Annotated in this window: 29 protein-coding genes; 12 read left to right on the plus strand and 17 right to left on the minus strand. The window is 44.2% G+C overall.

What is annotated here, in order from left to right:
- Nucleotides 1-2: 2 nt before the first annotated feature.
- Entirely contained in the window at nucleotides 3-197 is a 195-nt protein-coding gene (locus R7O03_RS01190) for a hypothetical protein (protein WP_005373920.1), read from the minus strand.
- Nucleotides 198-384: 187 nt separating this feature from the next.
- On the opposite strand from R7O03_RS01190, the gene R7O03_RS01195 reads away from it, so the two are divergent.
- On the plus strand, nucleotides 385-1,197 hold the full coding sequence (locus R7O03_RS01195) for an aminoglycoside phosphotransferase family protein (RefSeq protein ID WP_213867563.1): 813 nt from the start codon (nucleotides 385-387) through the stop codon (nucleotides 1,195-1,197).
- Here R7O03_RS01195 and nqrM read toward each other — a convergent pair.
- From nqrM to R7O03_RS01210, 3 genes are read right to left on the minus strand one after another with little or no spacing between them, the layout of a single operon-like run.
- Nucleotides 1,175-1,384: a (Na+)-NQR maturation NqrM gene (gene nqrM / locus R7O03_RS01200; RefSeq protein ID WP_017635136.1), complete on the minus strand. Its 210-nt coding sequence runs from the start codon at nucleotides 1,382-1,384 to the stop codon at nucleotides 1,175-1,177. The two genes, R7O03_RS01195 and nqrM, sit on opposite strands and share 23 nt — an antisense overlap.
- A 1-nt stretch (nucleotide 1,385) precedes the next feature.
- Nucleotides 1,386-1,892 (minus strand): NifB/NifX family molybdenum-iron cluster-binding protein, encoded by a 507-nt coding sequence (locus R7O03_RS01205; protein ID WP_005373923.1) that lies wholly within the window; start codon nucleotides 1,890-1,892, stop codon nucleotides 1,386-1,388.
- Nucleotides 1,889-2,179 (minus strand): DUF134 domain-containing protein, encoded by a 291-nt coding sequence (locus R7O03_RS01210; protein WP_005373924.1) that lies wholly within the window; start codon nucleotides 2,177-2,179, stop codon nucleotides 1,889-1,891. The genes R7O03_RS01205 and R7O03_RS01210 overlap by 4 nt, the downstream gene beginning before the upstream one ends.
- A gap of 500 nt (nucleotides 2,180-2,679) precedes the next feature.
- On the opposite strand from R7O03_RS01210, the gene R7O03_RS01215 reads away from it, so the two are divergent.
- From R7O03_RS01215 to ompV, 4 genes are all read left to right on the plus strand, one after another.
- Nucleotides 2,680-3,579, plus strand: coding sequence for an ABC transporter permease (locus R7O03_RS01215; RefSeq protein ID WP_213867561.1), 900 nt, complete (start codon nucleotides 2,680-2,682; stop codon nucleotides 3,577-3,579).
- Nucleotides 3,572-4,801 (plus strand): quaternary amine ABC transporter ATP-binding protein, encoded by a 1,230-nt coding sequence (locus R7O03_RS01220; protein ID WP_086047542.1) that lies wholly within the window; start codon nucleotides 3,572-3,574, stop codon nucleotides 4,799-4,801. The genes R7O03_RS01215 and R7O03_RS01220 overlap by 8 nt, the downstream gene beginning before the upstream one ends.
- Nucleotides 4,802-5,062: 261 nt before the next feature.
- A complete protein-coding gene (locus R7O03_RS01225; RefSeq protein WP_005373930.1) occupies nucleotides 5,063-5,596 on the plus strand; it encodes a copper resistance protein NlpE in 534 nt (177 codons plus the stop codon).
- 221 nt (nucleotides 5,597-5,817) lie between these two features.
- Nucleotides 5,818-6,594 carry an outer membrane protein OmpV gene (ompV, locus tag R7O03_RS01230; protein ID WP_017635134.1) on the plus strand — a complete coding sequence of 259 codons (777 nt, stop codon included), beginning with the start codon at nucleotides 5,818-5,820 and terminating at the stop codon, nucleotides 6,592-6,594.
- 75 nt (nucleotides 6,595-6,669) lie between these two features.
- On the opposite strand, the gene R7O03_RS01235 is transcribed toward ompV, so the two are convergent.
- The 3 genes from R7O03_RS01235 to R7O03_RS01245 all read right to left on the minus strand — a co-directional run bounded on the left by R7O03_RS01235 (nucleotide 6,670) and on the right by R7O03_RS01245 (nucleotide 10,177).
- The gene (locus tag R7O03_RS01235; protein ID WP_151515796.1) at nucleotides 6,670-8,337 is read right to left on the minus strand and encodes an ABC transporter substrate-binding protein; all 1,668 of its coding nucleotides are present in this window, start codon (nucleotides 8,335-8,337) and stop codon (nucleotides 6,670-6,672) included.
- A 160-nt stretch (nucleotides 8,338-8,497) separates the two neighbouring features.
- A complete protein-coding gene (locus R7O03_RS01240) occupies nucleotides 8,498-9,112 on the minus strand; it encodes an outer membrane beta-barrel protein (RefSeq protein WP_005373936.1) in 615 nt (204 codons plus the stop codon).
- 180 nt (nucleotides 9,113-9,292) lie between these two features.
- Complete coding sequence (locus tag R7O03_RS01245; RefSeq protein WP_005387224.1) at nucleotides 9,293-10,177, minus strand: LysR family transcriptional regulator; 885 nt, start codon at nucleotides 10,175-10,177, stop codon at nucleotides 9,293-9,295.
- 93 nt (nucleotides 10,178-10,270) lie between these two features.
- Here R7O03_RS01245 and R7O03_RS01250 point away from each other — a divergent pair, with 93 nt between their 5' ends.
- Nucleotides 10,271-11,152 (plus strand): DMT family transporter, encoded by an 882-nt coding sequence (locus tag R7O03_RS01250; protein WP_005373940.1) that lies wholly within the window; start codon nucleotides 10,271-10,273, stop codon nucleotides 11,150-11,152.
- Nucleotides 11,153-11,215: 63 nt separating this feature from the next.
- On the opposite strand, the gene R7O03_RS01255 is transcribed toward R7O03_RS01250, so the two are convergent.
- The 4 genes from R7O03_RS01255 to pncB all read right to left on the minus strand — a co-directional run bounded on the left by R7O03_RS01255 (nucleotide 11,216) and on the right by pncB (nucleotide 14,889).
- The gene (locus R7O03_RS01255; RefSeq protein WP_151515797.1) at nucleotides 11,216-11,995 is read right to left on the minus strand and encodes a methyltransferase domain-containing protein; all 780 of its coding nucleotides are present in this window, start codon (nucleotides 11,993-11,995) and stop codon (nucleotides 11,216-11,218) included.
- A gap of 170 nt (nucleotides 11,996-12,165) precedes the next feature.
- Complete coding sequence (locus R7O03_RS01260) at nucleotides 12,166-12,684, minus strand: glycine zipper 2TM domain-containing protein (RefSeq protein WP_005373945.1); 519 nt, start codon at nucleotides 12,682-12,684, stop codon at nucleotides 12,166-12,168.
- A 214-nt stretch (nucleotides 12,685-12,898) separates the two neighbouring features.
- Complete coding sequence (locus tag R7O03_RS01265) at nucleotides 12,899-13,258, minus strand: hypothetical protein (RefSeq protein ID WP_033906302.1); 360 nt, start codon at nucleotides 13,256-13,258, stop codon at nucleotides 12,899-12,901.
- A 320-nt stretch (nucleotides 13,259-13,578) separates the two neighbouring features.
- Entirely contained in the window at nucleotides 13,579-14,889 is a 1,311-nt protein-coding gene (gene pncB, locus R7O03_RS01270; protein WP_213911844.1) for a nicotinate phosphoribosyltransferase, read from the minus strand.
- Nucleotides 14,890-15,187: 298 nt separating this feature from the next.
- Between pncB and R7O03_RS01275 the strand changes: the two genes are divergently transcribed.
- The 4 genes from R7O03_RS01275 (at nucleotide 15,188) to R7O03_RS01290 (ending at nucleotide 18,033) form a co-directional block, all read left to right on the plus strand.
- Nucleotides 15,188-15,913 carry an NUDIX domain-containing protein gene (locus R7O03_RS01275; RefSeq protein ID WP_005373953.1) on the plus strand — a complete coding sequence of 242 codons (726 nt, stop codon included), beginning with the start codon at nucleotides 15,188-15,190 and terminating at the stop codon, nucleotides 15,911-15,913.
- A gap of 32 nt (nucleotides 15,914-15,945) precedes the next feature.
- Nucleotides 15,946-16,599 carry an isochorismatase family protein gene (locus tag R7O03_RS01280; protein WP_005389657.1) on the plus strand — a complete coding sequence of 218 codons (654 nt, stop codon included), beginning with the start codon at nucleotides 15,946-15,948 and terminating at the stop codon, nucleotides 16,597-16,599.
- A 29-nt stretch (nucleotides 16,600-16,628) separates the two neighbouring features.
- Nucleotides 16,629-16,985 carry a VOC family protein gene (locus R7O03_RS01285; RefSeq protein WP_318131316.1) on the plus strand — a complete coding sequence of 119 codons (357 nt, stop codon included), beginning with the start codon at nucleotides 16,629-16,631 and terminating at the stop codon, nucleotides 16,983-16,985.
- 154 nt (nucleotides 16,986-17,139) lie between these two features.
- The gene (locus R7O03_RS01290) at nucleotides 17,140-18,033 is read left to right on the plus strand and encodes a DMT family transporter (protein ID WP_005373960.1); all 894 of its coding nucleotides are present in this window, start codon (nucleotides 17,140-17,142) and stop codon (nucleotides 18,031-18,033) included.
- Here the strand turns inward: R7O03_RS01290 and R7O03_RS01295 are convergent, their stop codons facing one another.
- On the minus strand, nucleotides 18,034-18,774 hold the full coding sequence (locus R7O03_RS01295) for a DNA-binding transcriptional regulator YciT (protein ID WP_017635127.1): 741 nt from the start codon (nucleotides 18,772-18,774) through the stop codon (nucleotides 18,034-18,036).
- Nucleotides 18,775-18,991: 217 nt separating this feature from the next.
- Here R7O03_RS01295 and R7O03_RS01300 point away from each other — a divergent pair, with 217 nt between their 5' ends.
- The gene (locus tag R7O03_RS01300) at nucleotides 18,992-19,471 is read left to right on the plus strand and encodes a peptide-methionine (S)-S-oxide reductase (protein ID WP_005388723.1); all 480 of its coding nucleotides are present in this window, start codon (nucleotides 18,992-18,994) and stop codon (nucleotides 19,469-19,471) included.
- Nucleotides 19,472-19,509: 38 nt separating this feature from the next.
- Here the strand turns inward: R7O03_RS01300 and R7O03_RS01305 are convergent, their stop codons facing one another.
- The 4 genes from R7O03_RS01305 to R7O03_RS01320 form a co-directional block, all read right to left on the minus strand.
- Nucleotides 19,510-20,565: an NAD(P)H-dependent flavin oxidoreductase gene (locus R7O03_RS01305; protein ID WP_262671733.1), complete on the minus strand. Its 1,056-nt coding sequence runs from the start codon at nucleotides 20,563-20,565 to the stop codon at nucleotides 19,510-19,512.
- A gap of 187 nt (nucleotides 20,566-20,752) precedes the next feature.
- Nucleotides 20,753-22,156 (minus strand): ethanolamine permease, encoded by a 1,404-nt coding sequence (gene eat / locus R7O03_RS01310; protein WP_005388719.1) that lies wholly within the window; start codon nucleotides 22,154-22,156, stop codon nucleotides 20,753-20,755.
- An 11-nt stretch (nucleotides 22,157-22,167) separates the two neighbouring features.
- Complete coding sequence (gene eutC, locus R7O03_RS01315; protein WP_213874363.1) at nucleotides 22,168-23,052, minus strand: ethanolamine ammonia-lyase subunit EutC; 885 nt, start codon at nucleotides 23,050-23,052, stop codon at nucleotides 22,168-22,170.
- Nucleotides 23,045-24,457 carry an ethanolamine ammonia-lyase subunit EutB gene (locus R7O03_RS01320; protein WP_005388715.1) on the minus strand — a complete coding sequence of 471 codons (1,413 nt, stop codon included), beginning with the start codon at nucleotides 24,455-24,457 and terminating at the stop codon, nucleotides 23,045-23,047. The genes eutC and R7O03_RS01320 overlap by 8 nt, the downstream gene beginning before the upstream one ends.
- A gap of 184 nt (nucleotides 24,458-24,641) precedes the next feature.
- On the opposite strand from R7O03_RS01320, the gene R7O03_RS01325 reads away from it, so the two are divergent.
- Complete coding sequence (locus tag R7O03_RS01325) at nucleotides 24,642-25,592, plus strand: helix-turn-helix domain-containing protein (protein WP_005373973.1); 951 nt, start codon at nucleotides 24,642-24,644, stop codon at nucleotides 25,590-25,592.
- Between the two features lie 44 nt (nucleotides 25,593-25,636).
- Here R7O03_RS01325 and R7O03_RS01330 read toward each other — a convergent pair whose 3' ends face one another.
- Nucleotides 25,637-26,164: a TetR/AcrR family transcriptional regulator gene (locus R7O03_RS01330; RefSeq protein ID WP_005373975.1), complete on the minus strand. Its 528-nt coding sequence runs from the start codon at nucleotides 26,162-26,164 to the stop codon at nucleotides 25,637-25,639.
- Nucleotides 26,165-26,192: the final 28 nt, after the last annotated feature.

Raw genomic sequence — 26,192 nt, forward strand, 5'->3', positions numbered from 1 at the left:
AATTATTTATCGAGAGACAAACCTATCTGACTGATTTTGCTTTCAAACTCTTCGATGCTGTTCGCTTTGTAAGTCGGAGCACCGTTAAAGTAGCGCGGTTTCTCTGGCAGCATCGCATTTTTCAGCTCTTGTTCTTGATCGATATTGTCATGGTAAACCGTTACACGATTTGGAATATCCTGCTTCATTACAGCCATTTTGGTTCTCCTTTATTAAGACGAATAGTAAGCGTAGAACGAATTTATCGGAGTACAGGCGTAACTGTGTAAAATTTAGACACCAACGACAAAATCATATTTAAACAGTTGCATTTAATATTTTTGAGGCACTTTGTCGTGGCTATTGGCAAACGTGAGTGCAGCGATTAAGGTGAGCTCTCTCTACATGAAGACAGGAAGTCCGGTGTCGCAGCAAGAACTCAACCAAATGGGCAGTGCCAAAGTTTTTCTCATCGAAAAAGATGGCGTCCAAGTAATAGAAAAACGTAACCCTACTCAAATAGAAGTCGCGTTTTATCAACGCTATGCCGAACAGTTTAACGCGCTTGGAATACACGTACCGCGCTTGATTCAATTCGACGACCAGAAAAACGTTCTGCACATTGAATACGTTCCCCACGCAGTCGAGCAAGCATTCTTACTTGAAGATGATCGAGTCATTGAACAACTCGTCAAACTGCACCAACTTCCACCAACATCAGATGGTGTTTATCACCGCCACCAGTGGACACCACAAGCGACTCAACAAGCACTCGCTACACTTGAACTGGGCTCAGAGACAGAGCAGTTCTTCCACAACCTCCAACAACGATCGGCGCATCTTTTCGATGGACAGAACTTGATCTCCGGAGACTCGAATGCTGGAAACTGGGGACAGCGCGAAAATGGCGAGCTGGTGCTGTTCGACTGGGAACGCTTTTCTACAGGGCATGTCGCGATAGATTTAGCGCCGCTCATCGAGGGCATGGGCACATTTGATGATTACTTGAACGTAGCAGGCAAGTATATAGAGTGCGCAGAGAAAGGTGAAACAACAGAATTGGCGCGCGATATCGGACTAGCAAAAGCGTGGATCGTTGTCGAGGTAGTCAACATACTGGTCTCCAGAGAGAATCCGCAGACCAGCAAATATTTGGACTGGTTTCGGCAAACCTTGCCGCAATGGGCCAAAAGCCTTAGCGCTCAGGTGATGAGTTAGGCTCTGAGATTTGATATAAACGCCTTTCAGGTTCTGCGCATGAGGTTTCACAATTGCACACCTTGTCAACGCCGACATTATTCAAACCACCACAACTCCCTTGAATGCGCTTGTTGTGAAAAATGACGCCAAGTGACATCAACAAAATGATTGCGAGAAAACCAAGAAAGGTAAATAACCAAACCATATTAGCCTGCCTTATTAGCCATCGACTCTAGCTTAAGTATAGCAGGGCTAGATGTCGCTTTGAGTAGCGCTTTAGGTCTTGCCAACAAGGAGGTTTTTGATTTTTGGCCACCACAACCACAGGAGCCGCAGCCGCCTTTTTGTTTGTGAACACTTTTCTTATGATTGTTTGATGGGCGTCCTTGAGAGGGCTCAATCAAAGGCTCTCTTGGAACCGCAAGCACATCTTCCAATGAACTACGAGTAGACAGCCTAAATACTGGCGTGCCACTGCTAAGTAGCTTTGCCAATACACGTTCACCAATATTTCGCACAAGAACAGCATCCACATTGTACCCTTGTAGAGACTGAATCAACTGAGACTTCGCATTACAACCCGCTTGTGGCATAGAAGCAATGTTCGCTAAGTTTTTTAGCATACCGTCAGTATCAGAATAAATAGCGATGTATGGTGCTTTTACAAAGTGGTTTGCCACCCGCTCACCATCATTAGGAATAGCATAAATCATAAGTTTGACTCCTCATTCGGAAAAACTAATGCATGACCTTCAACTAAACTTTTTGCGACTTTCAATCTTGCACTTTTTACTGTGTTACCAAAAGTTTGTCTAGAAACGCCCATCTGCTCCGCAGCTTGCTGCTGGCTAAGCCCCTCTAAGTCGGCTAAACGTAGCGCTTCTAACTCTTCTGGTAATATGGCGACTTGCTCCAACTGATTAAATGGAATGCCATTGGGCTTAAAGCAGTGGTGAGCCGCACGTCCGCATATTCGTCTTTCTATCTTTGGTCTTGCCATCATTGTCCCTCAAAAACACGGAGTCAAATTACGCCTTAAACTGGCATATGCCAATAACATTTTTAGCATATGCCAATAAACTAAGTTTGCAAAAATCAACACGACAAATACGTAATACATCAGCATTAATTAGACATCTAATAATTTAGAAATTTCGATGACAAACGAGCAAAAAGATCAATTCTAATTAACCGGATAATAAAAACGTTAGTTTGCGCAGATTTTTCATACAAATACACGCTAATGTGTTCATTTTATTGAAGAAGAAAAACTATAATCCAAGCAAATCATTAGTTTGAACACTAATGATTGTTTTATTTTAAAGGATGTATACCTAAGGAACGAAAAAGAGAAGTTTGACGATATTCGCCTGAGCTTAAAGAGTAATACGTTCGATAAAGAACCTGTCGAACGACCATTACTTGGCCTAGGTGCCCTACTCTTCTTGCCAAATTAAGTTTCTTGAAAGCGCTTAGGTATATCAGAAAAAGGAAGTACATATGTCTGACTCAAATTGGCTCAGCGAATTCCCGGAAATGGATGCCTCTGATCTCAGGGCGATTCGCAAAACACTCGACGGCGCCTACAGAGATTTCTCTCGCGAGTATGGTGAACTCATTGAGTCTCTGTTTGATCCGCTCCTTGCGTTTCTTGTCTGGTTTGAAAAACTTCTGATTTCTACACCTTGGTTCATTATTTTAGGTGTCTGCACCACTCTCGTTTATGCCGCCAGCCGCTCTTGGAAACTGGCCGCTGCATGTTTTGGTTCGCTGGTTCTGATTGGCTATTTTGGAATGTGGGAAGACACTATGCGTACGCTCAGTATCATCACTGTATGTACTATGCTTGCCATCGCACTTGGTATCCCTATCGGCATCGCTATGGCGCGCTCTAATCGCATTCAGTCGGTGGTAACACCATTACTCGACGTCATGCAAACCATGCCGGCATTTGTGTATCTCATTCCAGTTGTGATGTTATTGGGCATCGGGAAAATTCCTGGCCTTATCGCAGTAGTGATCTACGCGATTCCACCGGTTATTCGTTTAACCAATTTGGGCATTCGTCTAGTTGATAAAGAAGTATTGGAAGCCGCAACCGCATTTGGTGCCAGCACTCGGCAACGGCTTTTTGGGGTTCAGCTTCCGCTTGCAATGCCAACCATCATGGCGGGAATTAACCAAACGATCATGATGGCACTGTCAATGGTGGTCATCGCATCAATGATTGGGGTAAAAGGTTTAGGTCAGCCTGTTCTAAAGTCTATTACCAATCAATATTTCACTCTTGGTCTTCTCAATGGTTTAGCAATTGTCGCCCTAGCAATCCTTTTTGATCGTGCTTCACAAGCGTATGCGAAACGCACTCAAGCTCATTTAGGAGACTCAAAACATGACTAGTCCACTTATCGAAATCAGCGGTCTGTATAAAATCTTCGGCCCCAAGCCCAATAGCGTGATTGAGCGCGTTAAGTTGGGACATAGTAAAGAGCAGGTTTTAGCGGAAACGGGCCACACGGTCGGACTAAAAGACATCAACCTGCAAATTCAAAAGGGTGAAATTTTTGTCATTATGGGATTATCCGGTTCTGGAAAATCCACCATGATTCGCCACTTCAACCGATTAATCGATCCAACCATGGGGCAGATTTTGGTAGAAGGGGTGGATGTCATGCAACTTTCGAACAAAGAGCTTGAACAGTTTCGCCGTCACAAGATGTCTATGGTGTTCCAGCGCTTTGGCTTGCTGCCTCATCGCACTGTTATCGACAACATCGCATATGGTTTGGAAGTTCAGGGAATGAATAAAGAGGCGCGCTTAGAAAAAGCAAATGAATGGTTAGAAACCGTTGGACTGACGGGTTATGAGCACCAGTATCCTGCTCAACTATCGGGTGGACAGCAACAGCGTGTGGGCCTTGCACGGGCACTGGCTACCGACGCCGAAATACTGTTGATGGACGAGGCTTTTTCAGCATTGGACCCTCTGATTCGGAGCGAAATGCAAGATCAGCTGGTAGAGCTGCAACAGAAGCTGCACAAAACCATTATTTTCATTACTCATGATTTAGATGAAGCGCTTCGACTTGGCGATCGCATCGCGATTCTTAAAGACGGTGAACTTGTCCAACAAGGTTCACCAGACGAAATTTTACTGCATCCTGCCGATGAGTACGTTGAAGCCTTTGTAAAAGACGTCAATAGAGCGCGAGCACTGACAGTCGAAACGCTGATGCAGCCACCTTCGTACTGTGTTCGCGCTGAAACCATTGAAGATGCACTAAGTGAAATGAAACGTGTTAAACGTGATTATGCCTACCATGAGACCAATGCAGGCTATCAAGGCGTGATAACACAGCAAGGATTGCTAAACGCAGCGAAGTTAACTCATATATCAGATTGGCGTGATGATATCTATGAAGAGGTGCCTATCATCTCTCCACATTTAGCCATTGAGCAAGTGCTGACTGAAGTCATGTCGTGTGAACATTCACTGCCCGTCATCGATGAGCACGGCCATTTGAAAGGCGAATTAAATCGTCAGGTTATTGCGGAGCTGTTTTCTGATCAACGAAGCACAAAACGAGGCACTTCACGCTCAAGCTTCAATAACGTTTCTTAGATGATGTTGATAATACAGCTCACAACAATGTGGGCTGTTATCAATTAACTCACTCCCACTCCCCTTTTTAGATATTTATCTGTGGGCTCAAGCTTGATACCCAAAGCAACATTTACATTGTTCTGATTTTCCTGACAATTTCATGCTCATATCCGGTTTTATTGACATAGTTAGATCATTCTATTGCTTTTTGATGACGCAAATCCTCGATAAATGTCTACTATTACTCTCATACAAAATCTTGATTTAAAGAGGGATAAAATGAAAAAGACAATGTTGGCACTAACAGGCGCGGTAATCATTCTTGCAGGCTGTCAAGATGAGAAACCTGCCGAAACAAGCGCAGTTGAAGTACCTCAGGCAACGGAAACTGAAGTCACCACCAGTGCAGACGTTACGACTGAGACAATTGACACGTTACCAGTAGAAGAAGAACAGGTAATTACTGAAGAGACATTTGTAGACTCTGAACACAACGCACAAAGTGCTCTGGACTGGAACGGCACCTACAAAGGAACACTACCTTGCGCGGATTGTGCTGGTATCGATATGACCATCACACTAAATCAAGATGGCACTTACGTACTTGAAGAAAGCTACCAAGACAAAGAAGACGGTCAATCAAAATCTGAAGGTCAATTCACTTGGGACGCAAATGGCAGCATCGTAACGTTGACAAATGAAGATGCACCAAACCAATACTTTGTTGGTGAAAACGTACTTATGAAGCTAGACATGAATGGCGAAAAAGTAACGGGTGACCTAGCACCACTATACAACTTAACGAAACAGTAAGAAGTTAGTATCAATACCTGATAAATACTCCAAATCCGAGCCACCCCAGCTCGGATTTTTCGTTATTTTAACGAAAGCTATTCCAGCAACCTTTCTATTCTGAAGCAACATTCTGCTTCTTACCCTGATTGTTCATTACATTTCCATACGCTTTGCCGATAGATGCTTACAACGTCATTTTGTACAGTGTTCAAAACAAAACAGAACAACTCGGAAAAATGATGAAAAAAACATTAATTGCACTACTTACTCTGACAGCTGCTGGCTCAGCTTTCGCTGGCGATACTTACATTCGTAACGGTAACATCTACAACAACGAAGGCGGTTGGAACGTAGAAGCTGGTGTGGCTCAAGGCAGCGATCTTTTCAAAGATCAAAAGCATAATACAGCACCAATTCTCAACGGTGGTTACCATGGTGACGACTTTAATGCCGACCTAAGTGGCATTAACTACCGCTTCTTCGGTAACACCAATGAGTTAATCAACATGAGTGCCTACCTTGTAGGTAGCGGTGTAATGCGCGACGGTGATACAGCGAAAAGCCTGAAAGGCACAGATAAACGCCGCTTCGCCGTCGATCTAGGTTTAAACGCAGACTTTACACTGGATCAAAACAACGTCATTTCTACGTACCTTCAGCACGATATCAGTGGTGCTTACAAAGGTTACTTAGCGGGCGCGACTTACTTCCACATCATGAAATTCGGTAGTGTTGATTTTGTTCCTTTTGCTAACCTAACTTATCAAAGTGAAGACTACGTAGATTACTACTTTGGTGTGAAACAACGCGAAGCAAACGCAAACCGCAAAGCATACAAAGGTGATTCAACGGTAAGCTATGGTGTGGGCTACAAACTTGTTATGCCGATCAACGACAACTGGCAAGTAAGCCAAATGACACAATACACGCGCCTAGGCAGCGGTATCAGCGACTCTTCTATCGTTGATAGTGCAAACCAATGGGTTGTTGGCGCAAGTGTGTCGTACAACTTCTAATCCGACACGCCCTTATAAAGCCATCATTTCGATGGCTTTATGCGTTGGACATTTGCATCATCTTGCACACAGACGTTAGTGTGAATGAGCAATCCATAACCTATGTAAGTCGCTATAGCCTGTATTCTTCACCTGCACACCTCGCACTTGCTGTGTTTTTGTCACTTCTTCGTAGCCAACAAACAAAGGCAAATATAGGTACTGATCGCGCAGCGCTTTCTCTAGGTTTAATAAAGACTGTAGCGAGTGATCATCTGCCATCGCTCTGCGAACCTTTTCTCTATGGCTTAACATCTGGCTTTGATCAAAACTAAAACGCAGTCCAGTTGCTATCGACAGCCATTCGAAGATGCCATATTCAAATGGTGCTTCCATGACTTCCTCAATGAAGAGCAAGTCTGCTTGGTGAGACACTACCTCAGGAAAACTAATGTCATCAATAACGACGATCTCCAACTCCAATCCCGTTGCACGAATCACACTGTGCAACCATTCGGAATGACGAATTAAACTCGGAATCGTCCAGACAGGTTCAGCTAATACCACTTTACCTTTCAGTTTAGGTATCACAACACCATCTGTTATTGATAAATCTTGCTCGTGAGTCTCTAACTGAATGCTGTCAACGGCACTTGGCGCATCATAAATTCGCTTTTGCACATGGATGTAATCAGCGAGTTGATACCAAGTCTCTTTTGTGAGTTGGGATTCCACGCGTTCGCGGTAGGTCAAATATGAAAATGCGCTAATTTTTTCCACTTCAACGTGATCGGAGCTTTGGTTAAAGCTCAACATATTTAAGGTTTTAACATCACCATGAGACAGCGTTATTTGATCTAACAATGCGCGTGCTGAAAAATACTCTTTGTGCGCTTCAAGAGTCATACTCTCCTGGTTCCAGCCGCTGATTTTAAATGGTCCAGTCCCTATGTGGTAGGAATAACTAGAACCGAAAGAGACGACATCTCGACACAGAATAGACGCATGAGGAGTTGCTAGCATGTATGGAAACAACTTGTTCGGATACTTCAATATAATTTTTAAGCAGTTAGATGTTTCTGCAACCACGCTATCAATACACTGCCAGAGCTCGTGAACTGGTCCTTTTATCTCCCTAAGTCTTTCTATACTCCAAACCACATCCTGTATGTTAAGGGGCTCGCCATCATGGCGATATATGCCTGGCCGCAACCATAACGTCATTACCTTGCCTTCCATTTTCCATTCGTGTGCTAACGATGGCTCGATACCACCATTGGAATTTTGGGTCAGCAATACATCATAAACGCTTTTCGCGACGTGTAATTCAGTGTGACGGTAAGTATTCGCAGGGTCGATTTTGGATACCCAAGGGTAAGAAGAAATCAAAATAGCGTTATTTGATTCATTCAATCGATTCACTTTTTCAGAAGCGATAGTTAGTGCTCTAACCGCGGTTTGACCGAACCAATCAATAAGTTTCGTTATTGAGTTCATTCTTCCTCTGCCAAGCTCCTCAACCAAAAACTCGGTCATCGCTTGTTGGAGGGAAATATTAATACTGAGACGGCTAGCGTTACTTCGGCCAATCGCAGGTTGCCAATCGACCCAATCGTAAGTGGCAAGCTTTTTCATCACAATAGAAACATTGCGCCTCGACGTGCAAATCACCGCTTCTAGCTCAGAAAGCGTAACAAGGTGATACTGGTGAGGTTCAAAGTGCTTTAACAGTAGATCCAGATACCTAAGATTGACATCGTTCACAAAGATTCCTAAGAGTTATTCCAAAGCAAAAAAATAGCACAGGACGCTTAGCAACTAAACTTCCTGTGCTATATCTAAACAAATTCAAAGCTTGGACTCAGCTCAACCAACAGAAGTCAAAAACGTTTACTAAGCCAAGAGGTAACTTGAATAAGTATTCTTAGAAACGGTAGCTCATACCTACAGAGAATACATTGATGTCTGCATCAACCGTTACTTTTTCATTGCCAAATTTCGCAATGTCTAGCTCAGGCATCATGTATTCCCATTCAACTTGTAGAGCAAAGTTTTCAGTAATAGCGAACTCTGCGCCTAAACCGTACATGCCTGTTACAGTGCTGTCAGAAATGGTGGTATGGCCTGCGCTACCGTCAATCACAGAGTTGCTAATTTTGAATTCAGCATTGAAGTAAGAAAGACCAGCTTTAGCAAAAAGGTTGAAACGATCGCCAATCGGTAGAGTCGCTTTTGGCTGAATCGATAGATACTTCATGTCACCAACAGTAACAACTTTGCCGTCTAAAGCATCGTAGCCACCAATGGCTGCTTCTAGAGAAATGTATTCGTTGAATTTGTAACCACCGAATACTTTGCCTGAAAGGCTTGAGTCATCTTCAAGTTTAAGTTTAGTGCTAGCGTTAGTACCACCACCATTGATAGAGCCATTAACATCACCAAACGATGCTTGACCTACAGATGCACCAACGTAAGGAGCTGCGTTTGCAACAGAACATGTTGCTAGAAGGGCTGTCATTAGCCATGTTTTTTTAAACATTGTATTTCACTGCCTGTTAATTATTGAGGTTGTGTTTTGCCCATCCTTAAGCATGCCATGCTATCCATTTCACTTGGTTTCAAAACCAAGTGGATGTTAATGAATAAAAACTCAATAAAACATGAAATATTTAGACACAACTTTGCCACTTTCTTTCTTAATTTTGACAATTTAGTCATTTCACAAGCATTGCTGCTTCAACCAGTTAGTGAGCTTGATGATTTCCGCTTGCTTGGCTCGACTCTTTTTATGAATAAAATAGAAGCTGTCGCCGGTTTCCAATCCATGAGAAGGGATATACACCAAATCGTGCGCTTTATCTCTTTCATTAAGCATAAAATCATTCGCAAATGCGATGCCTTGGTCATAACGCGCCGCCTCAATTGCCAACAACATATGACTAAAATGTTGAACATCGACATCTTTCGGCAAGGTGTAACCGCCCGCTCTACACCACTCAGCCCAGTCTTTTCCTCTCTCACGATAAATTGAGTCTGTCGACAAAATAGGGTATCGCCAAAGCGCTTCTGGAATCGGTTGATCTTGCAACTCTTTCCAAATTTTATGGCTGCAGACCGGATACAACGTCTCCGCGTATAACTTTACCGACATGTAGTTTCGCTTTGGCTTTTCTACCGTAATAAAACAATCGCCAACGCTGTCTGTCTGTTCAGGATCACCAACGACCATATTGAGTGTCAGATCGATTTCTGGATGTAAGCGCTTAAAATCAGACAAACGCGGAATAAGCCACTTTACGGCAAGCGAGCTATAAATCGCCAACCGTATGCTGCCTTTGTCCCCTTCTCGCACCTTTTGGCTGGCCATCGCAATTGAGCTAATTGCTGGGCTAATATCCTCTAAATAGCGGGTGCCCGTATCGGACAAAGAGAGCTTTCTGCCTTGACGGATAAATAATGATTCACCCAAATAATCTTCTAATAGTCGTATCTGGTGACTAACGGCACTTTGCGTCACATTGAGTTCTTCAGCAGCAAGCGAAAAGCTAGAGTTTCTGGCAACAGATTCAAAACAGTGAACCGCTCTGAGTGGTGGCAATTTCATTATCTAAAAATCTCATACTTAAACTAATAAATATCACTTCACTTCATCCTATGACATCACCTACTCTTTGGCAAAGAAAGAGGAGAGGAAAAAGTGAAAGTTACATCGGTCGGAGCAGCGATGCTGCTATTAATTGTTGGAAATCTCATTGCGGTGCTTTCGGACTCTTTAATTAAAAGTGTCGGAAATGAAGTGCCTATTTTTCAATTTGTCTTTTTCCGACAAATTTCAGCGGTGCTTTTCCTGCTGCCAGTCTACTTGCTAACAAAAAATGCGCCTTTTCTTGAAGGGTTTAAGTGGCACGCTGTTCGCGCTCACGTATGGTTACTTGGTGCAATATTCATGGTTTTGGCGATCTCATCTTTACCGCTCGCAACTGCGAACGCGATCTTTTACGCCGCGCCATTGATCATGTTGCCACTTGCAGCAATCTTTTTTGGAGAACAGTTGTCTAAGCAATCGGTCGCCGCAGCGATAATGGGCTTTGCCGGTGTGTTAGTCATCATTCGTCCAGACCAAATCGATTGGGCAGCAATTTCAGCTTTAGTTGTTGCAATTACTTTAGCAATCAATAACTTGCTCATTCGAAAACTGCCCAAAAATCAGTCTGTGATGCAAACGTTATTGATGACAAACTTGGCAGGTATTCCAGTAGCCTTCTTGCTTGTTCTGATCGAAGCAGAACCTTGGGACTGGAGTGCTTTCCCTGTTGCTGCTGGATCAAGTCTGTTCATCATGATTTATGCAGCAACATGTGTCATCGCTTACCGCTCGATCGATAGCAACAAAATTGCCAGCGCTGAATACAGTGGCTTAATTGGTGCCGTGTTTGTGGGATTGATTTGGTTTGGAGAAGTGCCAGATATATTTATGGCAATAGGAACCATTATGATTGTTGTGCCTCTGGTTTGGCTTTCTAAACGAGAACGTCGCAAGAAAAAGTTGCAAGAGCAACAAGAAGCGCACGTTACTTAAAGTTGTGCTCTAACCCAAAGACTAAAAAACCGAGCCGTAAGTGCTCGGTTTTTTTATGTGGCTCTAATCGGTTTTTACGTAAGCGACTACGTGAGATAAAAACTGCCTTGCAAAGCGATCATTAAACCGGATGCGATATTCATGCTCGGCTTCCGACACTAGACGCCAGCCTTCAGCAAAGTATTCTTTGATATCATCAACCGCCTCTTCTTTATTTTTGATGTGTTTCGCGTTCCACTGATAAGTGCAAGAGACAACGATCAGCCCACCCACCTTGGTGGTTTTTTTTAGAGCATTGATCACGCTAAGTGGCGACTCACATTGATCAATCACATTTAAACATACGACTAAATCAAAGCGAGATTGGAGAGTATCGAGCTCAAAAGACTGGTTAATTAGCGTCAAATCAACATGAGCACATTTCTGTACGATATCTCTATTCTCTACCTCTAAAGTGTTTAAGGTGTTCACATCGTGAAGGTAAGTAAGCTCGACGCGTTGTTCTTCTATTAATAGTTGCTTCAAGCCATCCATTAACCTATTTGAAGGCTCCACAAGCGTCGCTTCTTTAAGGTTAGGTAAGCGTTGCACTAACTCATAATAATTTCTTCCCAGCGCCGCCCCAACCTCAAGTAGGGAATACGGCTGAACGCTGCTTTCGATTACCGCCTGCGCAATAAAATCAGCAACTTGAGAGCAGTGAGGTGATGACAAAAAAGAAAGTGGGACTTGTTTTGAGCGACTGCTTATCATCTCAATCTGTTGATCCTCAATGAACTTGTCGAACCATTGCGCTTCGAAATAACCAGCCAGACCGTGCTCGGTCAGGTAAAAATCTTCCATGTTTTTTCCGTTCGTACTTTAAGAAAAGTGATTGTATCGAACGCGGAAATTAACGGGTATTTCTGGCCGCACATTCCAATAGGAAAACAGATGAAAACGCCGCTTATGTGAAAAAACCCTTTCATCTCAAAGATAAAAGGGCTTGTTAATCGCTTCGGTTAAGTCGCTAACTATTGTGGTAGAACAACGTTACCATCTTGAATTGGGAACGTTTTTGTCGCTGGCTTGCTCGCCAAACGAACCGTCGTTGGTGCACCTGAAACTTCGTAAGTGACGTCGTAACCCACTACTTTATCAGATGTCGTATATTCTGTATGACACTGTTTTTTCGTCGTTGTTACTACATCACCTTTTTGCACATTCTCCTGGATCTTACGACCTGTCAGTGCACCAGCAATCGTACCAGCTGCAGTTGCAATCACTTTACCTGAGCCACCACCGATTTGGTTGCCCAGCGCTGCTCCAGCTGCTGCGCCACCAACCGTACCAATAATTTTATTGTCATCCGCAGGGGCAACTTGCTCGGTTACTACCACGTCTTTACATACTTGGTGCGGCTTTTTCACCGTTTCAGTCACCGCTTCAACCAAAGTAATGTTTGCTTGAGTTGGAGCTGGTGGCGTTTTGTCTTTACAGCCTGCTAGTACAGCAACAACTGCCGTTGCAATTGCGATAGATTTCATATTCATGATTTACATCCCAGTATGGTTTGCTTTGATGAGCGTTATGGTAAATCGCAAAAGGGAAATCACATCAGACGAAAACAAACCCTCTGTTATTAACAAGTAAAGAAACACTGTTTTATAAGAGATACGTCAAGAAACACTCAGCAGAATGTCAACAGAGCTAAAACTGTATCACTACTGATTATGATTGGGCTGGACTAGTCTATGAGATTTATTTTTAAGCCAAGCTCAAAAATAGTTCGTCATCCGTTAAATACTTATGACGGTGGCTTAGATTACGCACGTGCATAAACATAAAATCAGGGAAACCAGGCGCTATAATGTTATTTGGTTCCCAGCATACACCGCCAACAAACACATATCGCCCCTGCTTGCCATCTTCGTGAAGGGGGTTATTAAGAGGAGAAGAAAACTCTGCTCGGCAACCTTCAACCACACAAACAATTTGTCCTTTAAAAAGGCCAATCACGCGCTTTACAAGATTTGCCTTGATACCACACTTCCATGCTTGGCGAGTGGCCATCTCATAGCCATATTTTCGGATCGCTTTCTTTTGCAAATGTACTACTAGGTTCATTTTGACTCCTGATTCAAGCAACTACGTGAAGCCCAAAGTCATAAAAGCAGATAGACGTCTATACCCGAGTGAGCTCATGGTACGTGGGAATAAACTACGTGATTAGACTGAGTTTAGTGTCGGATGAGATACACCGTCCACGATGCTGTAACGTATCGATTTACACCTATCAAAGGCAGATAACACATCAACTTTTGAGTGCTTTCCTGCGCTGTATCTGGTTACTTCTGTATATTACTATAACGAAATCACCCTCCACGTTTACCTATATAAATTTGTCGTGACGATAGAGGGTGCTTATCATGGAGAGAGGATAACGCCTACGCGTCGATGAGATAATTTTGACCTTCAGTTTCTAAACGATCAATCATTTTACGACACTCATTTAAATCAAGAGGTTGTTCAAAGCGGCGCTTGAGATTCATCAAAAAGAAGATATCTTCACACATGGCTTTCTCAGGTTCGTCACTGATTTTGGCGACCGGTGAACCATTGCACGTGACCATTTTTATCACGATAGAAAGTGGCTGGTAGGCTTCACCATCTTTATTGACATAATCACCCATATCATTGGCAAGAAAAGTACCGATACCAAAACTCACCTGAATACGTCCTTGGAAATACTCGCAAATATCTAACGCTTGTTCGAAGTTAAGTCCGTCGGTAAACACCAGTGTTTTTGTTAATGGGTCTATATTCAGCGACTGGTAGTGTGCAATCATTTTTTCACCCCAGCTATAAGGGCAACCACTATCGTGACGTACACCGAAGTACGCGTTACTTAGTTCTTCATCAAAGTCTTTAAGGAAAGCATCGATACCAATCGTATCGGTTAACGCAATACCTAGTGCACCATTAAACATTTTTTGCCAACGTTGCAACGCCACTTTTTGCGAATCTCGCACATTCACCAGAGCTTGGTGTCCCATAAACCATTCATGAGCAACGGTGCCGATAGGCGTCAAATTCAGCTCTTTTGCTAAGTGATAGTTGCTTGTTCCTGTCAAACATTCCGGCACTTCCTGGCACAAATATTCCAGCATAGTGCGCTGAGCTTGGAAGGAAAAACGTCGACGCGTCGACATGTCAGAAAATTTAAAGTTAGTGATGTTACGACGTTTTAGTTCCGACTTTAGGTGCCGAATTTTCTCTTCTAAAACAGTGGTAAATTGCACAACAGGGATATCTGACCAACGCTGACGGCTACGAACTTCAGACACGATGCTCATGATGATCGTTTCGTACAAGATGGTATCTCGCCACAAACCGTTAATAGTAATTCTTAACTGGCTTGAGCCATCAGCCATGGCTTTGTTATGGAAAGAGACATCGCTTTGTGGGTTGAAACGGAAATGGCGCAGTGCATCAACAAAGTCAGGATTCAGGTAAGGCGCGACACGCTTAATATATTCAATTTCTTCTTGCGTAAATTGAATATCTTGCAGTTTAAGGACTTCGGCTTTTACCTCAGGCAAAAGCTCAGAGAGGTCTTCCTCACTGCGCACGATAAACTTATATGACACCATCGCATCAGGGTAAAGCGCTGTTACAGCGCTCATCATATTGACTTTGTAGACATCGAAATCCAAAGCGCTTTGAATGATGCGGGAAGAAAATAGTTTGGTGGTCATTAGGTGCCCTTCTACATGCCCTTCCTGGGTATATAACTTTTTGTTACTAACTAATTTGCGTAAACAATAAACACCCATCTATAGTTTGTCAACTTTTGTTACTAACCACTCATTTTTATAAGGTTTTTTTGTCTAGAATTCGAGCAAACATTGTGAATAAGTCAGAGTCATCCGTAAATTTATGCTCAAACCGTATTAAGAACACTACCGAAAACGTTTCTAACAACTCGTTACTTACCCATTGATTGACCACTTGTTATGCGCTAGATTACTTACAAATCAATATTAGGACCCAACCATGATCGTATCTGTCGACATTATTCCATTCAGGCTATCTGGCTGTGCCGATAAGGGATTGGAAGTGTTGTTGATTAAACGTTCAAATCCAAATCGGCCATACCATGGAGTCTGGGCACTACCGGGCGGATTTGTCTTTGATAAAGACTTAACCAGTGAAGGCGGACGCCCGGCCGATGAAAACTTTGAAGCGGCGCGTCGCCGAATTTGCCGTGAGAAAATCCATACCTACCCTCGCCATTTTAGCGAAGCGTTTATCGACGGTGATCCAAAGCGCGATCCAGAAGACTGGAGCTTAAACATTACGCACTACGCCTTAGTTGATCGTAACAATGTAGAGCAAATAAATAATGCAGGTGTACCGGAATGCCAACTTAAATGGTTTTCGCTACAGGCTATTCTCAATGGAGAAGAAACCCTCGCATTTGATCATCAAAAAACCATTGAAAAAGCGTGGCAAAAGCTTCGTGCATCCATTGAATACACATCGGTTCTTTTGTTTGCATTAGACAAAGAGTTTTTGGTTGCGGACATCATTTCTGCTTATCAAGAGTTTGGTATTGATATCAGCCGAATGACGATTAAGCGCCGCTTGATAGATTCAGGCGTACTAAAACCCACTAATAAAGTCGCTTCAACCAACAAAGGCAAAGGTGGAAAACCCGCAATGGTATATACGCTGACTAGCGACGAAGTAACCTTTTTTCAAAACTGTTTGCGTGGATAAACGCAGACAATCAGACAGACAAGGAGTCTGCCATGACTGTTCGAGTAAACTATCAAACTACAGCAGTGATCGACGTTGATCCAGAGAAAGGCTTTAGTGAGTTATGTCCAGATGAACTGCCCGTTGCAGGTGCGTTGGAAATCGTACCGGAACTTTTGAACAATCATGCCAAAGGCCGATTAAAACTGGTCAGTCGTGACTTGCACCCACCGAAAGCAAAATGGGATGCAGAATCGCCAGCCAATATGCTTGAGCCCGTTGGTTTACCGAATGTGGATATAAAGTGGAACCGCCACTGTGTGCTTGGCACAACAGGTTCTGAGCTGCTAGATGGCTTACCACCCGTGTTGGACTATGATTTTCAAGTTAATAAAGGTATGGATCCTGACGCACACCCTTACGGTATTTTTTTCCATGATATTGCCGACACCAAAACGACAGGCGCGCATGAATTTCTAAAGTTCAACGGGATTGATACCTTAGTTATCGGTGGCCTTGCCTTAGACTTTTGTGTGAAAAAATCCGTCATGCAAGCACTGGAACTTGGCTACAATGTGGTAGTTAATCTTGCTTCAACTCGTGCGGTGCTGCCTGATAATGTAGAGAATGTGCTGACAGAGCTCAGAGATAATGGCGCATTATTTGTCGAAAAAGCGGACGACATCATCGTAGAAAAGTTCGCCTAGAAACGATAGTAACCGAGAAGGATTTCACCATGCATCAACATGAAAAATTGAATTACGTTGAATTTGGTTCCACTAATGTCAGTGCGACCAAACAATTTTTTGAGCGTGCTTTTGACTGGAGCTTTACCGATTATGGTCCAGAATATTCTGCATTTTCAGGACAAGGGTTGGATGGCGGATTCTTCAAATCTGAGTTTATAAACCAAACCGCAAATGGTGGCGCACTTTTAGTATTTTATAGCTCAGACATTCAGGCCACTCAGACAAAAGTAGAGCAGCATAGTGGAAAAATTATCCGCCCTATTTTCGAATTCCCCGGCGGCTGTCGATTCCACTTCACTGAACCGAGTGGAAATGAATTCGCAGTATGGTCAGAGAGCCATTAAGTCATCACAAATCAACAACACACCATCAACGTGAGCCCAAGCTAGCCAGATCCGGAACTGGCATTACATTTCTGGTTGACCTCATCCTTGGTTTAATTCACTGTTAGCGCAACAATTAATCGATGAGGCGCTAGACCTCGACCAAGGATGTCAAATGACTGCCGTCAGTTTTTTTCGCTTACTCTGCCTCGCTGCTATTTGGGGTGGCTCGTTTCTGTTTATGCGAGTCGCCGCCAACACATTCGGGCCGGCTTACTTAATCGAATTTCGAGTTACATTTGCCGCCGTCGCTTTGTTATTGATCGCCGTATATTTGAAGAAGAAACTCACGTTAACTGCGCATACTAAACACTTCTTTATTATTGGCTTATTCAATAGCGCAGTTCCATTTTTACTCTTTGCGTACGCAGCCCAGACACTGAATGCATCAACTTTAGCAATATTGAACTCAACCGCCCCAATATGGGGAGCACTAGTTGGCTTTGTTTGGTACCGCAGCCCACTCACAGCGAAATCTGTTCTCGGTATGCTAATAGGCATTGGAGGCGTTGCAGTCTTGGTCGGCTTAGATACTTCAACCATAGGTGAAGAAGCCATGCTCCCTATTGCCGCCAGTTTGATGGCTTCTTTCAGCTATGGCATTGCTACCAACTACACTAAAAATGCGCCACAAGTGCCTGCTTTTGACAATGCTCACGGCAGCATGTGGGCGGCGGTTATTTGGGTACTGCCGCTGCTACCATTCTTACCAATGCGTGCAGAACCAAGTCATTTCGAATGGAGCTCTGTTGTCACGCTCGGCGTTGTATGTACAGGGTTCGCTTATTTGCTCTATTTCCGCTTAGTTTCTGATATCGGCCCAGCGTCAGCACTGACTGTCACTTTTCTTGTTCCTGTTTTTGGTATCTTATGGGGCTACTTGGTGCTAGATGAGCCCGTCGGCTCTAACACCATCATAGGAACAATTCTAGTGCTTAGCGGCACTATGCTAGTCACCGGTTTCTCCCCAACAGCAATGCTCGCGAAGCGAAAACGAAGCGTGGCTTAATCAGCCTAATATAACTTCCACACCTCGCTTTTTGATTTGCTCAAGGTCGCTTTTCGGAGCGGCTTTGTCAGTCAGCAGCACTGATATTTCGTCAGTCTTACCAATTGATGAGGGATAAATTTGCCCAAATTTACTAGAATCCGTTAGAACAATATTGCGCCTTTTTTTCGCAATGATGGTTTCTGCGATCTCAGCGCGCATCATGTCGCGGCTAGTAAAGCCAGTGTCTTGATGGAAGCCGTCAATACCCAAGAAGGCCGTGCTGAAATGAATGTTCTCAATACACAACTTAGTCAGCGGTCCGACCAAGCTCTCGCCTTGGTGCTGATACACGCCACCAAGCAAGATAATGTTGGCAGAAGTGTTACGGATGAGATGGGCGATATACGCCGATGGCGTAATGATGGTCACATCGCCGCGCTCAGCCAATGTCCGAGCCAACAACGCATTGGCACTGCCTCCTTCAATCAGCACTGTCTCATTCGGTGCGACCAAATCCGCAGCTTGGTTTGCGAGCGATTGTTTAATATCGAAACGTACTTCTAGACGGGCATCAATGTCATCACTTTGCAACGCGGTAGCTGCGCCGTGAACGCGCTTTAGGTAGCCCTGTTGCTCCAGAAAGTTCAAATCCTGTCTGATGGTCACACCCGACACGCCAATGATGTCAGAAAGCTCTGTGACTTGAACGCGTTTACGGTCGTTCACTAATTGCAGGATTTCATTTTGTCTTGGGTTCACAGGTTCGCTCCTTATTGATGAGCTTACAGTATACTCACCTGATGTTTCATATGAAAAGAACTTGAAAGTAAAAAGGAAAAAACGCGTGGTCTGATTAGCCAAGCTGTACCTTGCGAATATCGCTCCCATCAACAGATAATAGGGCAACGAAAATGGGATGGAAGAAGAGGGGTTAACTCCCTACATCCCAACAACGATAGAGACTAGGATCAAAGTAATGGAAGAAATTTACTTCGCAGGCGGCTGCCTTTGGGGCGTGCAAGAATTTATGCGCCACCTTCCGGGCGTAATCAACACAGAAGCCGGGCGAGCAAATGGCACAACGGATAACACTCAATCCGAATACGATGGCTACGCAGAGTGCGTGAAAACCCAGTTCGATGCTGAGCAAGTTTCGGTTGAAACTTTAATGGGGTATTTGTTTGAGATAATCGACCCTTACAGCGTTAACAAGCAAGGTGAAGACGTAGGTGAGAAGTACCGTACTGGTGTTTATAGCCAAAACGAACAGCATCTCACCATCGCGAAAGCGTTTATCGCAGCACGACCGGACGCCGACAAGATCGCCGTAGAAGTACTGCCACTCACAAATTATGTGCCAAGTGATGATGAGCACCAAGACAGACTCACAAACTTTCCGAATGATTACTGCCACATCCCATTAGATTTACTACATAAATACAGGGATAACTCGTAACCATTCAGTCAGCATCGCTTTAAAAGGCAAGATGCATATCAGTTTAAATCGATGCCTTCCACTAATGACAATGTCATTTCTGCCGCCGATATTTCCTTACAACCCGACGAGTTTTGTCCGCACCACAACGGTGTGAATTCATCTCGGTTTTGCTTTTCCATAAGCGCTCTTAGTTGAGCCATTTCAATGGAGGCGTATGGGAATTTCGGCGCAAACTCACTGATGTAGCCTAGCTCCGACATCGCGCGATTCACAATGCCTCTCGCTGGTCGGCCCGAGAAAACATTGGTCACAGCGGTATGTTGCGCGCGTTCACTGGCAATGGCATATCGATGTAAAGACGATGTTTTCGCCTCATCACACAACAAATAGGCGCTGCCAACTTGAACGGCACTCGCTCCTAATCTCAACGCGGCTTCCACCCCACTTCTATCAGCGATTCCGCCTGCAGCAATAACAGGCAAATTCACCCGTTTGGCGATTTGTGGTAATAACGCCATCAAACTTAATTGAGTAGTTAAATCATCCGATAAAAACATACCTCGGTGTCCACCAGCCTCCAAGCCTTGGGCGATAATACCGTCAACGCCTTTTGCTTCTAGCCAAAGTGCTTCGTCCACCGTAGTCGCTGACGAAAGGATCTTCCCTCCCCACCCTCTAATTCGAGCTAACAGATCATCGTCTGGCAAACCAAAGTGGAAACTGATCACTGGCGGTGCAAATGGTTCAATCGCGTCAGCAATATCATGATTGAAAGGCATCCTTGTCGGAGCGTTTGGCTGAGCCTGAACGGTTGCATCAACCTCGGAAAAATACGGTTGCAGCGTTTTTTGCCACTTTTCGTGCTTGTTGGCGTCATACTCCGGCATTTCATGGCAAAAGAAATTGAGGTTAAACGGTCGGTTAGTTGCCTGCTTGATAAGTTTAAGTTCTTTTACGATGGCGTCTTTGTTCAGCATTCCACAAGGTAACGAGCCAAGCCCGCCAACATTACTGACGGCTATGGTCATTTGGCTGTCTTGCACACCGGCCATTGGCGCTTGAATAATCGGTAACTCTGTTCCCAAAAGTGTATTAAATACCTTGTTTATCATGCTCTTTCCTTGAAAACTTAACCTTTACCTGTGATGGATCTGCGCCATCGTTATCCAGACTAGACTTTCACATGATTAACCGCTTATAAAGTTAAAGTGATGCATTTGTGCGCTATGCACTTTTGATAGAAATGACAAAGGGAGCCTATGGCTCCCTTAATATGCTGAATAACAAGAATCAAAGTGACTATCGTACGACATCTGATTCAAGCTCTAGCTCTGCTACAGACAGCATGGCAAACTCTTCCTCGGCGGTTGCTGCCACCAGTTTGTTGCGGCTGTATAACCCATAATAAACACCACCGATAAGAAACAATCCCATTGTCATGAAAAAGGCTGAGGGATCAAAAGCATAAACACCTGTCATTGCGATCAAAGAAAGCACCAGAGAAATACTCGAAGTAATTATCCCACCAGGCGTTTTATATGGACGAGTTAATTCCGGCTGTTTAATTCGCAATAAAATATGGCTCAAGGACATTAATGCGTACGATACAGTCGCACCGACAACAGCCATCGCCAAGATTAAGTCCCCCTCACCCGTAAGTGAAACCAAGAACCCAAAAACGCCCGGAACCAAAAGCGCACGAGAAGGCACTTTTTTGTCACTGGTTAATGACAAAGTTTGCGGTAAATAACCCGCGCGGGAAAGCGCAAACACCAAGCGACTGTAACCATAAATGATTGAAAAGAAAGAAGCGATAAGGCCAGCCAATCCAAGTAAGTTCACGGCCATTGCTACCGTTGAATTGCCCGTAAGCTTTAGGGCGTCAACTAATGGCACCGCGCTATCGCCTATGACCTTTGAGCCAACCGCACCAGCCAAAAGGACGACTACGAGAGTTGCGGTTAGCAATAAAAACAGCATCGCACCAATGATGCCTTTGGGAACATCTTTTGCCGGATTTTTTGCCTCCTCTGCCGCTAAAGGCACACCTTCAACCGCAAGAAACAACCACATTGCAAATGGCAACGCAGCCCATACGCCATACCACCCAAACGGCAAGATTTCTGTTGCCTGAGCCGTCGCCGGAGCAATATCGAATAAGTTATTAACGTCAAAGTGATCAATAAGCACAGCAGCAGTAATGAGAATAGCTAGCACAGCCAAACCGCTGATGACCATCATTACTTTGAGAGCTTCGCCTACCCCTGCCATATGAATAGCGATAAAGACGGCGTAGAAAAGTGCGTAAACAACAGGGCCATCGATACCAACCAATTCATTCACTGCTGAGCCAATAAAAATCACTATCGCAGCAGGCGCGAGCGCATATTCAATCAAAACTGATAAGCCAGTGAAAAAGCCGCCTGTCGGCCCCATCGCCTGTCTTGCGAAGCTGTAACCACCACCCGCAGCAGGAATCGCCGCAGACATTTCAGCTAAAGACAATACTAGCGTGAAATACATTATTGCCATCGCGATAGCAGCAATAAGAAAGCCTCCCCATCCTGCTTGAGCGATGCCAAAGTTCCAACCGGCAAAGTCACCAGATATAACATACGAGACACCTAAGCCAGCAAGTAAAATCCAACCTGCGGTGCCTCTTTTTAGCTGCCTTTTGGCCAAGTACTCCTGATGTTTAGACATAGTAAATCCTTCTACTTTGATGAAATTAAAAAGTTGTCGCTGTGTTTATCTTCAACGCTTGCGCCACTTGGCTCATTGATATCGGAGCGATCTTTCAGGTTCACTCCTGACAGTTGTAATTTTCGAGCCTCCTTGAGCAAGTAAAATGCGCGTTCACAGGCATCGTCATAGTTGAGCCCCTGGGGACGCACATTGGAAATGCAGTTTCTTTGGGAATCTTTAGAGCCTCGTTTAGCCCCCCAAGTGAGATACATACCCATGCTATCCGGAGAAGTTAGACCGGGCCTCTCTCCAATTAAAACCAGCACGGCCTTGGCGTTAAAACATTCACCAACATCATCCCCTACCGCTACTCTTCCTTGCTTTACGATTGTGATAGGTGCGAATTTCCATTGATGTTCATCATCAGCGCTTAAAAGAGAAATCAATCGAGTAACAACAGGCACGGCATGGTTTTGAATTGCGACGGAAGAAAGTCCATCAGCAATAACAATCGCAAGATCAATGTCAGTGTTATGCTCATTTGCTATCAAGTTGAGCGTTTGCCAAGAAGATTCATCAAGCAGCCGTCCTAAATCGGGCCTTTGCAGGTACATAAGTCGGTCACTCACTTGACTGCTAACTATGACAGGAGGTTCTAAGGTATTTTCAAGAATCGAGTAAGAGTCCGACAAACCAGCAACGAGAGACTCAGTATTCAAACTGCAATGCACTGCATCCATAGCTTGGGCGTGATCCAGCTGAAATGAGAGTAACTCGTTGGTTGGTACACTGTTCCCGCTGCGACCCAGAGCGATCCGAGCAGAGGTGAAGTCGCGTAACTTGCCCCAAGGGTTATGTGTGACAACTTCAGACTCATCTTGTGGGGACTGAGCAATGGTGATTACTTTACCCATGAGAATACCCCTTATTCAGTTGGTTAATTGCTCCCGAAAACGAGCGAGAGATTTGCTCACTTAATCGAACGTCTTGCACGCTCTCGAAAATCTGCATCTCCATTAACCATTGTTCAAACTCTGGTGCTGGCTTCAAACCGAGTACTTTTCTTGCATAAAGGGCATCGTGAAATGAGGTAGTTTGATAGTTGAGCATGATGTCATCAGACCCAGGAATACCCATGATGAACGAGCACTCGGCCACACCTAATAGTGTCAGCAAGTTATCCATGTCATTCTGATCGGCATAGGCATGATTGGTGTAACAGATGTCGCAACCCATAGGTAAACCAAGCAGCTTCCCACAGAAATGATCTTCAAGCCCAGCACGAATGATCTGTTTACCATCAAACAGATACTCAGGGCCAATAAACCCAACGACAGTATTAACCAACAAAGGATCAAACTGTTTCGCGACAGCATAAGCACGGGCTTCACAAGTCTGTTGATCGACCCCATGAAATGCATTCGCAGACAGCGCTGTACCTTGTCCGGTTTCAAAATACATCACATTGTTTCCTACGCTACCTCGATTCAAAGACAGCGCGGCTTCATGGGCCTCTTTCAAAATCGACAAGTCGATTCCGAAGGTATCATTCGTCCCTTGCGTGCCGCCTATCGACTGAAAAACGAGATCGACTGGTGCACCCATTTCAATGGCTTCGATCGTGTTCGTGACATGAGTTAACACACAAGACTGAGTCGGTATTTGATAGTGTTGAATCACCTCATCCATTAAGTTCATTAACTTAATAGCTTGAGGTACATTATCTGTTGCCGGATTGATACCGATAACCGCATCGCCATTTCCGTACATCAGACCATCAAAAATGGTCGCTGCGATACCGTTGAGAGAATCAGTGGGATGATTCGGCTGTAAGCGAGTAGACAGGCGACTCGGCAAACCTATCGTATTCCGAAAAGCCGTGACAACTTGGCATTTTTTAGCAACGAGAATCAAATCCTGGTTGCGCATAATCTTACTGACTGCGGCCACCATTTCTGGTGTTAAACCTTGACGAATTTTAGCCAATGTTTCACCATCGGCTTCTTCACTCAGCAGCCAATTTCGAAAATCTCCGACCGTCAAGTGCTCAATCGGCTTAAAGGCTTCAAGGTCATGCGTATCGATAATTAGGCGAGTGATATCGTCGCTTTCGTATGGAATAACCGCCTCGTTAAGAAACGTTTTAAGTGGTAACTCAGACAGCGCCATTTGTGCGACTACACGTTCTGCCGCTGACTGAGCACAAACCCCGGCTAACGCATCGCCTGAGCGCTCCGGTGTCGCTTTCGCCATCAAGTCAGCTAATGACTTAAAGGTATAGACTTTACTTCCTTGTTGCCGACGATAAGTTGCCGTCATTGCTCTTCCTCTTCACTATTTGGTTCGCTTTTTGCTGAACTATCAATAAGCTTTAAGAAAGTATTGCCAAATGTGTTCCGTAGCGTTATCAAAAACTGGCAACATTTATAAACCAATAATAAACAATGAGTTATGTAAATACTGCTCCAACATGACTCACAAAAAAGGAATGAGCATCACAAGGATGAGTAACCAAATGCCCCAAACTGCACCAATGCTGTGCATCCATCACACTAAGGATGCAAACCAACAAGCTGCGAGTCTGATAAACTGGCAACAGGAATATGACCAACTCAGCGATGGTCGATTTTTAGGTCAAATTCGAGAACGACGATTTCCCAATTTCCATGTGTTTCGTGAAGACAGTAACCGCTCGCTAAGACAGCAATGCAGGGTTGAAGAGGGAGGTATTTGGTTGGGTTTGAGTGCGGAAAATAAGCCGCTACACCTAAATCACAGTCAGTTTAATTCAAGCCAACTTTTGCTTAGGCAAGGTGGCGCTGATTTTGAGTTAATGACACCGGAGCAGTTTTCTATCTATGGAATAGTGCTCGACAAAAACTTCGTTCACATCATAGAAAATCAACTTGAGCTTGGGAGTATCCAAAACAACACATTACACTTAACGGGTTTGACGGAAAAACACATTCAACAACTTAAATACTACTTAGGCACGTTACTTGGTTCCGCCGAGCCAAGATGGTCTGAAACCACACATCAAGCAATCTTAAAAGATATTGTGCTGGAGTTGTTCTCACTCAGTTCACTGCACACGAGCCATCCGATATCAATCTCTCATCGTCAACACGTGATGCACCGTATAAAACAACAGCTACAGGATCTAGACTACCGTACACCGATAACCGTCAGTGAACTGTGTGACGCAGTACACGTCAGTCGTCGCACACTACAGTACACCTTTGAACATTGCTGTAATACTTCCCCAAAGCAGTTCATACATCGAATGCGCCTGAATCAAGTACGTAGAGTGCTACAAAGCCCTGAAGATAATCGAACAATTGCAGAAATCGCTTTTGACTTTGGTTTTTTCCATCTCGGGCAGTTCAGTCAAAGCTACAAGCGGCTATTTGGTGAGACGCCAACTGAAACGAGAAAATGGGAGCCCAGCAAATAAAATGACAGGCAGTATATTCTTTCAGATCCTGCGTTGGGGCCATGTTATGCAGTCGCAATGATTTGCTGAAACTTAGCATGAAGCTCTTCAAGTGCCGCTTCAACATCCGGTTCTGCACGGCTCAAGTGCGAGATTAACGTCATAAAATAGCAGTCAAAAATCAGCGGTATTTTTCCCTCAAGGACGGAGCTTCCGTTTACAGATTGAAACAAAGCTTGGTTAAACGACTGATAATAATCCAAATCCCAAATCACTTCTTTCAACAAAGCTCGGCTCAGCTCAACGTTCGCAAAATAGTAGCGATAGTATTTCTCCGTCAGCGCCAAACCAATGTCGATATCGGTTTTACCTTCCACACTGACTAGCGTTTCTTGGCTGATCTGTTGCAGTTGCGCCAGCATCCCTTCGCGCAAAATCGACAGTTTAGTCGGGAAATGGCTAAACACTGTACCATCGGCTACTCCTGCTTCTCTCGCTATCTGCCTTGTGGTCGTCATGTCATAGCCATTTTGAGCAAAAGATGCCCATGCGGCTTTTAGAATTTTATCTCTGGTTTGTTGTCGCTTCGTCATTGATGTGTCTGCTTAATGAGCCTGAAAG

Source organism: Vibrio sp. Vb2960, assembly GCF_033337665.1.
GTDB classification, from domain to species: Bacteria; Pseudomonadota; Gammaproteobacteria; order Enterobacterales; family Vibrionaceae; genus Vibrio; species Vibrio alginolyticus.

Excerpts from the sequence above, each read along its gene's own strand:
- R7O03_RS01245 (WP_005387224.1), bottom strand. The coding sequence starts at position 10,177 with ATGAAATTGCCACCACTCAGAGCGGTTCACTGTTTTGAATCTGTTGCC.
- R7O03_RS01255 (WP_151515797.1), bottom strand. The coding sequence starts at position 11,995 with ATGGAAGATTTTTACCTGACCGAGCACGGTCTGGCTGGTTATTTCGAA.
- R7O03_RS01195 (WP_213867563.1), top strand. The coding sequence starts at position 385 with ATGAAGACAGGAAGTCCGGTGTCGCAGCAAGAACTCAACCAAATGGGC.
- R7O03_RS01215 (WP_213867561.1), top strand. The coding sequence starts at position 2,680 with ATGTCTGACTCAAATTGGCTCAGCGAATTCCCGGAAATGGATGCCTCT.
- eat (WP_005388719.1), bottom strand. The coding sequence starts at position 22,156 with ATGTCTAAACATCAGGAGTACTTGGCCAAAAGGCAGCTAAAAAGAGGC.
- R7O03_RS01320 (WP_005388715.1), bottom strand. The coding sequence starts at position 24,457 with ATGACGGCAACTTATCGTCGGCAACAAGGAAGTAAAGTCTATACCTTT.
- R7O03_RS01325 (WP_005373973.1), top strand. The coding sequence starts at position 24,642 with ATGAGTAACCAAATGCCCCAAACTGCACCAATGCTGTGCATCCATCAC.
- pncB (WP_213911844.1), bottom strand. The coding sequence starts at position 14,889 with ATGACCACCAAACTATTTTCTTCCCGCATCATTCAAAGCGCTTTGGAT.
- R7O03_RS01285 (WP_318131316.1), top strand. The coding sequence starts at position 16,629 with ATGCATCAACATGAAAAATTGAATTACGTTGAATTTGGTTCCACTAAT.
- ompV (WP_017635134.1), top strand. The coding sequence starts at position 5,818 with ATGAAAAAAACATTAATTGCACTACTTACTCTGACAGCTGCTGGCTCA.
- R7O03_RS01210 (WP_005373924.1), bottom strand. The coding sequence starts at position 2,179 with ATGGCAAGACCAAAGATAGAAAGACGAATATGCGGACGTGCGGCTCAC.
- R7O03_RS01300 (WP_005388723.1), top strand. The coding sequence starts at position 18,992 with ATGGAAGAAATTTACTTCGCAGGCGGCTGCCTTTGGGGCGTGCAAGAA.
- R7O03_RS01280 (WP_005389657.1), top strand. The coding sequence starts at position 15,946 with ATGACTGTTCGAGTAAACTATCAAACTACAGCAGTGATCGACGTTGAT.
- R7O03_RS01290 (WP_005373960.1), top strand. The coding sequence starts at position 17,140 with ATGACTGCCGTCAGTTTTTTTCGCTTACTCTGCCTCGCTGCTATTTGG.
- nqrM (WP_017635136.1), bottom strand. The coding sequence starts at position 1,384 with ATGGTTTGGTTATTTACCTTTCTTGGTTTTCTCGCAATCATTTTGTTG.
- R7O03_RS01305 (WP_262671733.1), bottom strand. The coding sequence starts at position 20,565 with ATGATAAACAAGGTATTTAATACACTTTTGGGAACAGAGTTACCGATT.
- R7O03_RS01330 (WP_005373975.1), bottom strand. The coding sequence starts at position 26,164 with ATGACGAAGCGACAACAAACCAGAGATAAAATTCTAAAAGCCGCATGG.
- R7O03_RS01260 (WP_005373945.1), bottom strand. The coding sequence starts at position 12,684 with ATGAATATGAAATCTATCGCAATTGCAACGGCAGTTGTTGCTGTACTA.
- R7O03_RS01220 (WP_086047542.1), top strand. The coding sequence starts at position 3,572 with ATGACTAGTCCACTTATCGAAATCAGCGGTCTGTATAAAATCTTCGGC.
- R7O03_RS01205 (WP_005373923.1), bottom strand. The coding sequence starts at position 1,892 with ATGATTTATGCTATTCCTAATGATGGTGAGCGGGTGGCAAACCACTTT.
- R7O03_RS01225 (WP_005373930.1), top strand. The coding sequence starts at position 5,063 with ATGAAAAAGACAATGTTGGCACTAACAGGCGCGGTAATCATTCTTGCA.
- eutC (WP_213874363.1), bottom strand. The coding sequence starts at position 23,052 with ATGGGTAAAGTAATCACCATTGCTCAGTCCCCACAAGATGAGTCTGAA.
- R7O03_RS01265 (WP_033906302.1), bottom strand. The coding sequence starts at position 13,258 with ATGAACCTAGTAGTACATTTGCAAAAGAAAGCGATCCGAAAATATGGC.
- R7O03_RS01240 (WP_005373936.1), bottom strand. The coding sequence starts at position 9,112 with ATGTTTAAAAAAACATGGCTAATGACAGCCCTTCTAGCAACATGTTCT.
- R7O03_RS01190 (WP_005373920.1), bottom strand. The coding sequence starts at position 197 with ATGGCTGTAATGAAGCAGGATATTCCAAATCGTGTAACGGTTTACCAT.
- R7O03_RS01275 (WP_005373953.1), top strand. The coding sequence starts at position 15,188 with ATGATCGTATCTGTCGACATTATTCCATTCAGGCTATCTGGCTGTGCC.